The 12,212-nt window shown below is 50.4% G+C and carries 10 protein-coding genes; 4 read left to right on the top strand and 6 right to left on the bottom strand.

Annotation, left to right across the window (positions count from 1 at the left end):
- Positions 1 to 62: 62 nt before the first annotated feature.
- The 4 genes from GF111_RS16505 to GF111_RS16490 form a co-directional block, all read right to left on the bottom strand.
- Entirely contained in the window at positions 63 to 1,001 is a 939-nt protein-coding gene (locus tag GF111_RS16505; RefSeq protein WP_147191548.1) for a hypothetical protein, read from the bottom strand.
- Positions 973 to 3,522, bottom strand: a complete 2,550-nt coding sequence (locus GF111_RS16500; protein WP_080490823.1) for an outer membrane usher protein — start codon at positions 3,520 to 3,522, stop codon at positions 973 to 975. Before GF111_RS16500 ends, GF111_RS16505 begins: the two co-directional genes overlap by 29 nt.
- 46 nt (positions 3,523 to 3,568) lie before the next feature.
- On the bottom strand, positions 3,569 to 4,099 hold the full coding sequence (locus GF111_RS16495; protein WP_306685991.1) for a fimbrial protein: 531 nt from the start codon (positions 4,097 to 4,099) through the stop codon (positions 3,569 to 3,571).
- Between the two features lie 103 nt (positions 4,100 to 4,202).
- Positions 4,203 to 4,760: a fimbrial protein gene (locus tag GF111_RS16490; protein ID WP_080490824.1), complete on the bottom strand. Its 558-nt coding sequence runs from the start codon at positions 4,758 to 4,760 to the stop codon at positions 4,203 to 4,205.
- Between the two features lie 455 nt (positions 4,761 to 5,215).
- Here GF111_RS16490 and GF111_RS16485 point away from each other — a divergent pair, with 455 nt between their 5' ends.
- The gene (locus GF111_RS16485) at positions 5,216 to 6,052 is read left to right on the top strand and encodes a transcriptional regulator (RefSeq protein ID WP_224217735.1); all 837 of its coding nucleotides are present in this window, start codon (positions 5,216 to 5,218) and stop codon (positions 6,050 to 6,052) included.
- A 136-nt stretch (positions 6,053 to 6,188) separates the two neighbouring features.
- Here the strand turns inward: GF111_RS16485 and GF111_RS16480 are convergent, their stop codons facing one another.
- Together GF111_RS16480 and GF111_RS16475 are read right to left on the bottom strand one after the other, a co-directional pair.
- Entirely contained in the window at positions 6,189 to 6,674 is a 486-nt protein-coding gene (locus GF111_RS16480; protein WP_147191900.1) for a hypothetical protein, read from the bottom strand.
- Complete coding sequence (locus tag GF111_RS16475) at positions 6,664 to 7,422, bottom strand: helix-turn-helix domain-containing protein (RefSeq protein ID WP_147191903.1); 759 nt, start codon at positions 7,420 to 7,422, stop codon at positions 6,664 to 6,666. Before GF111_RS16475 ends, GF111_RS16480 begins: the two co-directional genes overlap by 11 nt.
- A gap of 880 nt (positions 7,423 to 8,302) precedes the next feature.
- Between GF111_RS16475 and GF111_RS16470 the strand changes: the two genes are divergently transcribed.
- From GF111_RS16470 to GF111_RS16460, 3 genes are all read left to right on the top strand, one after another.
- Positions 8,303 to 9,598, top strand: coding sequence for a lysine N(6)-hydroxylase/L-ornithine N(5)-oxygenase family protein (locus GF111_RS16470; RefSeq protein WP_061872419.1), 1,296 nt, complete (start codon positions 8,303 to 8,305; stop codon positions 9,596 to 9,598).
- A 50-nt stretch (positions 9,599 to 9,648) separates the two neighbouring features.
- The gene (locus GF111_RS16465; protein ID WP_147191898.1) at positions 9,649 to 10,533 is read left to right on the top strand and encodes an ATP-grasp fold amidoligase family protein; all 885 of its coding nucleotides are present in this window, start codon (positions 9,649 to 9,651) and stop codon (positions 10,531 to 10,533) included.
- A gap of 626 nt (positions 10,534 to 11,159) precedes the next feature.
- Positions 11,160 to 12,074 (top strand): alpha/beta hydrolase, encoded by a 915-nt coding sequence (locus tag GF111_RS16460; protein ID WP_147191993.1) that lies wholly within the window; start codon positions 11,160 to 11,162, stop codon positions 12,072 to 12,074.
- The last annotated feature ends 138 nt before the right edge of the window (positions 12,075 to 12,212 follow it).

The following is a 12,212-nucleotide window of genomic DNA, read 5'->3' as shown; positions in this document are numbered from 1 at the left end:
TCCAGGCAGCTCAATAATCACCTCAGCTACCGAGTTAAATAACATCGTACATTTTAGAATTGCTAAATGACTTCAAATACAATCAGCGCATTGCCAGAAAAAGTGCCGCCATCAACGCCGCTCAGTTGTGTGCCGTCTAATTTGGCTATAAACGCATAAGTCGTATTAAATCCTGGTGAGACATCAATTATCTTCTCATTAGATGAATTGGCATCACCAACCGATAGCTTCACTTTTATTTCCTCACTTGAGCCACTCTTTCGCAACGTTACCGTATCTGCGCCTATCTGATTGACATCCGTAAATCTTAGGCGGGCTTTTCCTGACGTTCCGCCCTGACAGACCAGTTTGGCTGCCAAGCCTTTAGCCTTGCTTTCGCCCGCCGTCACCACGCCAAAATCAATCTCAATGCTGCTTTGCCATGCCACCGCGCAAGATAACGGCTCTGGCGGCGGTGGCGGCTCTGGTGTAGTTGGCGGCAGCGGCGGAAGTACACCGTTACAAGTGGAACCTAATATGTGGGTGTGAGATCCGGTCTCTAAATGAAGAAACATACACCGTCGGTCATTGTTATTTAAATCGTATTTAAATCTTATCGAATCTTCATATGGCATCGAATTCCTGACCCATTGGTTGGCCTCGTAAGACGACGCCAATAAAGTGCCGCCGGGAGCGAAAAAAACACCTGGCGACACGACTATCCCCGAGTAGCTGTGGATCCATAATACAAACCGACAGCCCTGATTATCACAGCGAACTTTTTTCCCATTGGAAAATATTTCGTCATAGTCATCGAACATAATGGAGGAAAAGCGAAAGCTAATCTCAACCCATCGAGATTGCTGTGTCGGCAGTGGTGGTTCTCCCTCCCAACGCCAAGCGGTGAACCCGCCATCAACATATATTGCTTGTACCATTGCGCTATAGAAATAAATGGGTGCAACGAATATAAAGATAATTAGCCCTCTCAAGTTACGCTCCACTTTCCGATTGATATTCATTTACTCCCGATAATGCCCGGCAAGGGAGTAGTAAATTATTCACCAGTATCTCTGGCGGCAATGACATCGGCAGTTGCACTGTGCACTGTGCGGCCCCCTCCCAGTGCACGGTCATACTTTCACCGGCTTTGATACCGCTCAGATAAATGCTGCCGCCATCGTTAACGATGCCGGTCTCCTGCTGGCGCGCATTCCGCACCGTGGCGCCAAACGGCGGTTCGCTGCCGTCTGCCAGTTTGATTACCGCCATCGCCTTCTCCCCGGCAATCACTTCAAATCTGCGGTAGCCGATGGCACCTTCGGTCAGCGTCGCCTGTACCACCGATTTAACCGCTTCCGCCCCCTCGCCAAGTTTGTCCAAATCGATACTGGCCTTGTTACGGTAGTAACTGTTGACATCCGCCACCACCACTTTCCCCCAAAGGTTGGTCCCTGCTACGTTGCCATAGCCGCGCACCGGTACGCCGCTCACGCCTTCCGTGTCCAGCAACAATCGGGTACTGCCCGGCAGGTTACTGCGATGGAATGCTCCACCTTCGGCGGTGAGCGTCATGCCGCCCTGAGCCGATAAGCCAACCGCGCTGTAGCGATCCTGCTGATAGCTGGCGCTAGCGGTTACCCGCGCCATATCACCCTCGCGGTTGAAATAGCCGCTCAGATTGGCGCCGCTGCGCGAGCCGCCGGCGCTGAGCTGGTAGTTACTGCGACCGTCCAAACGATCGTAATAGCCCACCCGATGGGTGTTGTCGTCGCGCTTGAGCATCGCGTTGTAGCTTAACGTCGCGCCATTCCCCCATGGCACCGACAGCGACAGATACATACCGTCGTCGTTGCGTTCGTTGTAGCGGTTACGATACGCCGACAGCGATAACCCCAAATTTTTAACGCGGCCGACATCAAAATAGCGCGACAGCGTTAGGTTATAGCGATCGTTGGCTGGCCTATCCCAGTAAGTTTGATGGCTGTAATTGAGATAGGCACTCGCCCCCAAATTCCGCAACTGTTGATTGTAGGTAATGGTGTACATTTCCTTGCCGTTGCCGAAACGCCTGCCGTACTCCCGCGCATCCAGATATTCGCTCATACTCATAAAATTCTGCTCCGAGAAGCGATAGCCAGCAAAGGTCACCTGGCTGTCCAACTCATCGAAACTCTTCGAATAATTGAGCCGGTATGAGCCGCCGCTCAGTATTTCACCGCTATACGGCAATTTGGCGCGCGACTGGGTGGCATCGAACGACAGAGCCCCCAGCAGCATCAGATCGCGGCCAATGCCCAGCGCCGCGGCATTATAATCGCCCCCCAGCAATGCGCCGCCGTACAGCGACCAGCCGTTGCTCACCCCCCAGGAAAGCTCGCCGGTACCGAACAGGGGGCCACGATAACGATGTTCAATATCGGAGGGTTTCCCCAAAGCCAGCTTGTAGCGTAGCGATCCCGGCCGAGTCAGATACGGAATGCTGGCGGTGTTCATCGTGAACTCTTGTACGCTGCCATCCTGTTCTTCCACCCGCACATTCAATTCACCAGACACCGCATCATTCAAATCCTGGATACGGAACGGCCCCGCCGCCACCGTGGTTTCGTACAGCACCCGCCCCTGCTGGCTGATGATGACCTTAGCATTACTCTTCGCCACCCCCGTCACCTCCGGCGCATAACCGCGCAGGTTCGGCGGCAGCATGTTGTCGTCTGACCGCAGGCTCAGGCCGCCGAAGCGGAAGCTATCGAACAGCCCGGAATCAAGATAGCCTTCGCCAAGCGTCAGTTTTGATCGCAACGCCGACACGGCCCGATAAGCGTAGTAACGGCTCCAGTCCAAACGCTTGTCAGTCGGTTGCCCCGACCCGGTCTGGTGATTTAGCTGCGCCTGCCAATCTGCCCGTAACCGCCAAGCGCCCAAGTTAGCTCCCGCAGTACCGTTACCGCTCATGCTATAGCCACGCGTACCCGCCTGTATCTGATGCTGGGTTTGCGCATTGAGGTTGTAGTCAAGCAACAGCCCCGGAATGCCTTCATCCCAGCGCGACGGCGGATCCCAATCCTCCGAAACATAGTCCAGATAGGCCTGCGGAATGCTGAGATACAACGATGAGGTGGCCAAGTCACCACGTATCTCCATCCCCTTCAAGCTGGCCTCATCCAGGCATTCGCCCTGATGCCACCAAGCCAAACCCTTGTGCAGCGCCGTTTTCAGCCCTAGCTGTTCCATTAGAGGGCGAGAAACGCAGGCGCGGCTGCCGTTAGGATCATCATCCGGCGCATAAAAAGCGATTTGCTGTTCCGGTAAATCACTTTTATTGACGTGCACCGCCATACCGTAAGTACCCGGCATAATGTAGCCGCTACGGGCGAACTGGCTCAGATCGATGTTTTTGCGATCGTTCACGTCCAGCACATCAATGTTGAACTGGATTTCTTCCTGAGCGCCGGCAGCAGAGGTGAAACCAAAGCAGCACAACGCCACCCAGGCACTCAAAATAGATAAACGAAATGATTTTCCAGCAGGCAAAAACATCATATTCCGAACCTTCTATCTTTTAACTTCCCTGAAATAGTCGATCGATTCAGTAATAATCCATTTTGAATCTAACCGATGAATAAAAATCCCCTGCAGACAAAGGCCGACTATTTGCCATAACTTTCATGACATAATTGAGCCGATAATCCCCAAGTGGCACATTCATCAATGGCAATGGTTTTCCTGGCCTTGCGGCATTGCCTTCAAGATCGATTATTTCCAGCGCTATACCTGAGGCCCCGCCATTAATGCCAAAAAATTCACCATCGGCACGGCCGTCGAAAGTCACCTGGAACTGTTTCCACCTCGGCAATGTCTTGTCTGTTCGTTCCAAAACGCAGTTAACTAATTTAATGCTAAAAGGTACGTTCCGACCTTGCCCATCGCGGGCAATATCGGAAACGGATATAATATCTATATCAATAAGTTGCTCACGGCTTTCTGTAGCGATAGCACAAGCAGCGTCATTAATAGCCCCTTGCATATTGACGCGCCCTTCGCCTTGCAACGCAGAAATAGCCTGAGAAACAAAAGAAAATGGCGCCAGCAATAGGCAAAGAGCTCCTAATTTGTTCATCTTATACGTCATCACCTTACCCAACGAAATAATGTCCCCTTGTAAACAGCATGCGGGTTACCCCGCATGCCGGTAATCACGCGTATTACGTTAGGTTAACGAATTACTGGTAAGCTAAGGTGAAGTCGGCGACGGACTGGAATTCACCCGGAACAATTACTGCGCCGGATGCGCTACTGCCTTGAAGATAAGCAGAGAAGCTAAGGGTATTAGAACCGTTCTGCAGCAGGCGTGCATCGGATGCAGTACCCAATTTAATTTTCTTACCACTTCCGTCGGTCAGAGCAATACCCGCACCTTTAGCGGTACCGGTGATGCCCAGCAGAGCGCTGTCCGCATCAGAAGCTGAACCGGAGAAGGTCAACGAGACTTTGTTATTGTTCTTCGATGGATCATTTGCATCCACGGTCAGCTCGCAGTTTTCCAATTTAATCTGGAAAGGACGCGGTGTGGATTTGCCGCCATCTTTCAGCGCCACATTTGAAATAGCGCCCAATTCAACGGTCTGATCAATTGAATCAGGTGAGATCGAGCAAGGCGCATCGATAATAGAACCGTTGAAGGTCACTTTACCGTGACCCTGATCTTTAACCGCAGCATGAGCCAGAGAAGAAACACCAAACGCCATAACGGCAGCCAGCATGATTTGATTCAGTTTCATATAACCAATTATCCTTAATCGTATTAATACATAAGGTATTTTCTTAACGATGAGTAATGCGTATCAACGGCCTGATGTTTTAAAAGTCAAGCCGCCTTTTGCTCGCGGCTATCACTGATGCAGTAGATAACCATGGTTAATAGGTCAACTACATACTATTCAAGGAATAAACCAATCACTTAATACTTACTCATCATGTCTTTCCCAACCGATGAAACCCTCCATCGCCGGGGGTGAAGCTACTTTAGCTCTCCCACTCCGATCTTGAAATATTATTTCATCAAACACTTTAAATACAATATTTAAATCTAAAAAATACCATTAAATTACACATAAATACTAAAAGTGACATAACTTATAGCAATAATTAGATCTCCATAAAAAATTTATTATGGATAAATTATCACTTAGTGACAGATATCAATATTATTGGAAAACACAGAGGAGCAGGGTTATTGAAAAATAGAACCTCTCAGCGCAAAATCCCTTCCCGAAACAAAAATGAGAGGATTCCTATGATTTTCATTATAAACGGAAGGGTTAAGTTCAATGAATACGAAGGAACCCTGGAGAGCGTCAACGCCCCGCAAAATATGCAGCCGCTAGCGGCCGCGGCTTGCCGCTTGCTTTCTATTTTCGTTAGAAACAATGAAATGTTAATTAAGCGTCAACAATTACTTGAAGAGGTCTGGGAAGAACGAGGACTAAAAGGAACAAACAGCAACTTGAATAACTATATCTCACTATTACGTCGCCATCTGGCGCAACTTGGCGAGACGGAGTTGATAATCACTTACCCGCGGCAAGGGTTTAAGTTCGTTGCAAAAAAAGTTAGCCGACACGCCACTGCTGAACCAGAAAAAGAACAAAACATAATGGAGGAAATCGTTGTTCCCACGCAACCGCCGGGGCAAGCCCTCCCCAGAGGGCGTGGTAGCGGAAAGTTATTTTCGGCATGGCGGCAGCTTCAGCGCTGGAATAAATGGTTTAATCTCATCCTATTCATCAGCATCGCTGCATTGATCATGGCCAGCCACCAGTATTCCGCACGTAACAACATATTCAGCGGCACTCAGTTCGCGGGTTGCCAAATATACAGCATGGGGTGGGATTACCCAGAGAAGGAAACGGTAACCGACATGGTAAAGGCCTATGTCAACTGCCAGAAAAAGACCAAAGTTTATTACTACAACAAAATCACGCAGGATAACCGGCAGTTTGAAGAAAAAATGCTCGTGTCCTGCCGAGAAAATGCAGGCCACCAACCTTGCGAAGTGGTCTATATCCCATAAATGAGTAACGTTTTTCACTACCAGTGATACAAAAACAGCAAGATGTCCGCTCACGGACACGCTCTACCTGCCGTTATTTGCTATACACGCCATCACCAACCACATCCCATAATCATCTCATTATGGGATGTCCACATCATTTTCTGGTTACGGAGCACAGCAGCTCAGGCTGCCTGCCGTAGTACATAATAAAGTTGTCATCATTCAATTTGGCAATTTTTAAAACATAGTAATGCTTTTCCTCACCCAACAGAAACGTCTGAGCATCTGAGTAGGTGAAATTATCCATGGATTGAAGGATTTTCTTCTCAATGGCAACATAGTAAAAACCCCGATGATAGTGATACTTCGTTTCCAGCACCCTGGCGATCACCTGTTTCTTTCCATCCCGATAGGCTAAGCCGTTAAGCGTAATAGTCGCGCGGCGCCATCCCGAACGCACGATGTTAACGTACAAACCGCTGGTTAACGTCCCATTCGGCGTCATGCGCGTCGTCGATAAAGACGCATTGCATTCAGGAAAATCTCGCGAAGCAGTCAATAAATAAATCAATATAACAATAACAAGTGAAATAGCAGCATATAATGCCAGATAGAAAGCACGGCGCGAGCTAACCTTCATTGATCACCTCAAACTCATCTTCACAGTGCGCATCCATATTCTTAACGCGGTGTTTCGGGCAATACGAGATAAAATCAATCAGCTTTTTGTAGTTCGTATAACGGTATCTCAATCGAGAGTAATAAACCGTTGCCGGTACATCACAATCAAAACCACGGCTTTTGAGCCTTTCCAGGGCGTCGGAAATATACCGTTCGTCGATCCGCTCGCTGTCGTTCAGCGTCTCCACGCGACAAGATTTGTAGCTGGCGATTTGGGTCTGATAAGCGGTATCGTAACGTTCGGTAAAAAAGTAAACGCCCGCCAATACCAACGCAATCCCGGTTAATAGCAACGTTACCTTCGGTAAAATAACATCCCAGCGTCGCCGAACGGGCAAAGAAACAGCAGGAACGTTTTCGTCCTGCGTCATATGATCCGCTACGGAATGAATGCTAGCTGCGGTAAACATAAATCCTTGCCGAGGTACCGTGACCAGGATTTCATCCTCACCCAGGCTGGAAAAAGACCGGCGCAGGCTGGCGATATAGTTGTTCAGGTTGCTGCTTGAGGCCGTTTTACCGTGATCTTCCCAAACGGCAGAGAAAATAAAATCCCGGCTAATCAGGATATTATTATTCTTCACCAGCAGCGCGAGCAGGCGGTTGGCAATAGCGGTGAGCACCACCGGATCGGCGTTTTCATCTGCCAATGCCAGCGTGAGATTATCTTCATCGAAGATAACCCTGTTATTGATCAAAAATCTCATGCTCACTCTCTTAGGCCTACTCGTGGCGCGGATTATAACCGAACGATAAGAATATTCCTACGAGCTGTATAAATTCCCTCCTACCTGTCAGGCATGCTTCTCCCCCTGCGTAAGTGGGCGGGTTGCCACTGCCGGCCCCACTCACTGCGCTAACCTTTGCCACAGGAGTTAAACAAACGCTAAACCCGGTCGTTAACGTGAGCAATCCATGCCCATAGGTTGATGCCACCGGGGGTAAAATCTTACCGCTGCCGGTGGGTAATAAGGGGAAAATGAGGCTCAGAACGGCCGGGAATTCTCGGTTAGCGGGTGTAAAATGCCGCTGCCCGCAAAAAGACAACCCACTGAATTAATTAAACAAAAACAAGATTTAATCAACCGATTTCATAATTTCACTTCCGATTTCATCTTTGCAAAAAGCGCCCGGCTTTTAATATCACGTTATTTCACCTTCTCAGCGCCTATTTTAGGGTTATTCTAAGCAACGAACACCCGATCCCGGAAATGCAAAACGAACGCAGGCTGGCACATACACCAGAAAATCAGATGAGAACCCATACCATGGGTAGCCGCTTCAGGCGATCGTTTTCATGGCGTCGAGACTCAGGGATATCGGATTTTTACTTAGGAATAATCATTAAAACCACACGCAAGCTTTCATAGGGATTTTCATGGAAAGAAATACACCCGTAGCCTTTACCTGATGTGCTACTCAATTCTAAACGGGCATTTAAAAATTCGGTATTTCTGGCCCGTACACATTTTAATTAAATTTAATTCGTGAAGCTTACTTATAAGAAAAAGGCAGCCTGGTTGCTATAAGCCACCCTATCTGCAGCCGTATTTCTGGGTATTATTCTCATTATACTGGAGCTTATTAATGAATCAGCGTTTGGATATCATCGGCATTGGCCTTGGCCCGTCGAATCTTAGCCTGGCGGCCTTAGGAAGTGAAATAGAGGGGTTTACGGGGCAATTCCTGGAGCGCAAACCTCATTTCTCCTGGCACCCAGGGATGATCCTGGCGGATTGCAGCATGCAGACCAACTTTTTAAAAGACCTGGTGAGCGCGGTTGCCCCCACCAATCGCTACAGCTTTCTCAACTATCTGGTAAAAAAAAGAAAGTTCTATCGTTTTCTGACGACGGAACAGCGCACCGCATCGCGTGAAGAGTTCGCCGACTACCTCACCTGGGCCGCCGGCGGGATGGACTCGTTGGCGTTTAACCAAGACGTTCAGCAGATCGAGTTCGACGATCGGCAGCGCCAGTTCGTGGTGACCACCTCGAATAAGGTCTTCCACGCCAAACACGTCAGCATTGGTATAGGCAAGAAAATAAAGTTGCCGGATTGCGTGACGGCGCAAAGCGATCGCTGTTTCCACGCCAGTGAAATGATGCTGCGCAACCCCGATTTGACCGGCAAACGCGTGGCGATCGTCGGCGGCGGCCAGAGCGGCGCCGATCTGTTCCTGAATATTTTTAAAGGGGAATGGGGGCAGCCGGAACAGCTCGACTGGATATCACGCCGCAACAATTACAACGCGCTCGATGAAGCGGCCTTTGCCAACGAATACTTCACGCCCGATTACGTCGAGAGCTTTTACTCGCTGGATAGCGCGGCCAAGCGGCATATGCTGGCCGAACAGAAGATGACCTCCGACGGCATCACCAGTGAGTCGCTGCTGGCGATTTATCGCGCCATGTACCACCGCTTCGATGTCCTGCGCGAGAAATTATGGGTGCGCCTGCTGCCCAGCCGTTCGCTGACGGCCGTGAAACACACGCTGGATAACGCCTACCAACTCGAAACACGTCATCATCTCGATCACGGTGAAGAAGCCTTCAAAGCGGACGTGGTGATCTTTGCCACAGGTTATCAGACGGCCACGCCAGAGTTCCTTGAACCTTTGGCCCACCGCCTGCTGACCACTGCGGATGGCGAATACCGCATCGCCCCAGACTTTACCTTTGAGTGGGAAGGCCCGGCGGAGAACTGCTTATTCGCCATGAACGCCAGTATGCACAATCACGGCATCGCCGATCCGCAGTTGAGTCTGATGGCGTGGCGATCGGCCCGCATTCTTAATCGGGCGTTAGCTCACAAGCCATTTGATCTGGGAACCACGCCGACGGCCATTCAATGGCGCAGTGAAAGCGTGCCACACGCGTTTTAAATACAAGAACGTCTTAATCATTGTCACTACGCTTTGATGGAATTACGGATATGAAAAGACAAGTCATTAAATTTATTGTAAAGCAGCTGGCCGTATTGGCCCCCGAATTCAAGGCCAGATTGCTCTACAAAAAAGCATTTGGCAAACCGTTAAACTTGCAGGCGCCGTCCACCTGGAATGAAAAGATCAATCACCTGAAGTTGAATGGCTATAGTCGCAATGCGTTGGTGAAGCAGTGTGCAGATAAATATGTGGTAAGACAGTACATTAAAGATCAAGGGTGCGAAGAGATCCTTAATGAATTGTACTTTGCCTGTGATTCAGTAAACGATATTCCGTGGGACGCATTACCGGATAAGTTTGTGATCAAAGGGAATCACGGTTCCGGATATAACCTGATTTGCCAGAATAAAAAATTTCTGAATATCAAGAGCGCCAAAAAATTGATCGATGGCTGGATGAAAGACGATTATTGGAAAACCTATGTAGAGCTCAACTACAAAGGGATACAAAAAAAGATCATTGGGGAGAAATATATCGAATCGGCCAATGGTCACGGGCCTGAAGACTATAAAATCTATTGTTTCCGCGGAGTACCTTACTGCACATTGCTGTGTGTCGGCAGAGATACCGGGTCGCCGAAGTATTACTTCTTTGACAAAGATTTCAAGTTTCTGTGCTACAGCGATGACTGTCTGGCCTTGAGCCAGGAAGAAATAGACGCCTTCGTGAAGCCAGAAGGCTACGATGAGCTGTTTGAGTACGCCTCACGCTTGTCCGCGCCCTTCGAGTTTGTTCGCGTTGATTTCTACATCTCCAAAGGCCAGATCATTTTCGGCGAATTGACCTTTACCCCCTCTGCCGGGCTGGATACGGATATCCTGCCGCCAACCGATGTATTGCTTGGCGAGATGTTGACGTTGCAACAGCACTGATTTTCACCTGGCCCCACAGTGAAGATCGGCCGCGCCTGAGCAGAAATACCGGCCGGCACGTTTGCCGCCTGCCGGTCGGTATCGCCTTGAGGGGTATCGGGCCGAGGCTCTCGCCTGTTCTGCCGCCGTGGCGACAATATCCCCGCCTCCCGCCCTTGGCTATCCGCACCAGCCCCAAGGGCAATATCTCAGCAAAGGCTGCATAACCATTTGAAAAACAATGGTATTGAGTGATTAATAAGAATCACTTACATATTTATAATAAAATGTTCTATATGTATAGGAAGCTATAATATAAGATACCGGAAAGTTTCCCTGGTGTTGTTGTGTGTCTTTGCCCTATTTTATAGGGCTTTTTTTGCTAAACATCGTTGATAACCGTATGTTTTCACCCTTCTTCGCCGTTTGCTCACCCACAAAAATCATAACCATTTCTAATTAATTGTAACCCTTCTTATTCCTGACTTATCAATAATAACAAGGGGTTGCTATTAACCCTGCAAAGCAACTGGCGGCCCTCTCTGGGCTTCGGCCGCACTTCGCCGTCGGAATGCCCGCCCTAAAGGTAGGTTTTGCCGGCCCCGAACGGATGCTACTATCGGCCTTTTACAAGGATGTTGATCCGCATGTTCTTGTCCAACCGGCATTTTATCTCCGCGCTTCTGGCGCTCGCCATCGGCCTTTGGCTGCCGGGTTCCGTGCTGGCCAGGCCCGACCTGGAACGCAAGATCGGCACTACCGTTGCCGATAGCGATTCTGCAGATTACCGTTTCAGCGATCTGCGCTTCACCTCCGCCGACGGCCAACGGCATTACCGCGTTCGCATCGCCCAGCCGCGCCAGGCCCCTGCGCCTGACGGCTATCCAACGGTTTATTTCCTCGACGGCAATGCGGTGCTGATGGGATTGAATCCCGCCTTGCTGGCCAAATTGGCGCCGGCGAAGCGGCCGCCGGTGCTGGTGATGATCGGCTATGACAACGATCTGCGCATCGATGCCGCCGGCCGCGCCTACGACTATACGCTCCCTCTGCCGGCGGGCCTGAAGCAACCGCCGCGGAGCGGCGGGGGCGCGGATGCGTTCCTGCAATTGATTGAAACGCGGATCAAACCGGCGATCGCCGCCAAACTGGCGGTCGATCCGCAGCGGCAAACGCTGTGGGGTCACTCCTATGGCGGGCTCTTCGTGCTGCACACGTTGTTCACCCATCCCACCGCCTTCCAACGCTACATCGCCGTGGAACCCTCGCTGTGGTGGGGCAACGGCATGATCCTGCAAGAAGCGCAGCAGATGATGGCACGACGCCCGGCGCCGGTGGCGAGGCTGCAACTGTGGGTTGGCCTGGCGGAACGCGATCGTGCGGCCCCGCCCGGGGTGAAGAGCCCCGCTCTGCCGACGGACGCAACGCATTTATTGGCCGAACACCTGGCGCAGCTCGACGGTCTCGCCGTCGGCTATCGGGAGTGGCCGGCCTTAGGACACGGCGCCATGCTGGATGCCACCATCGAGCCGGCGCTGAGCAGCGTCATAACAGAGGACTAAATCAGCGGATCAGAAGGTATCGGCCACATTTTCATCTGCGGCGCATATCTTCTGATGAGAAGAGTGTTTAATATCTGAGACAGCGAATGGCGGGCGTGGGTGGGCGCGTCAAAAAACAAAGTGGCTCCCCCGTCGGCA

The sequence above is a fragment of the Serratia sp. HRI genome (assembly GCF_010119335.3).
Lineage (GTDB): Bacteria > Pseudomonadota > Gammaproteobacteria > Enterobacterales > Enterobacteriaceae > Serratia > Serratia nevei.
Note: the sequence above shows the minus strand (reverse complement) of the source record. Positions and strands in the feature narration are given on the sequence as shown.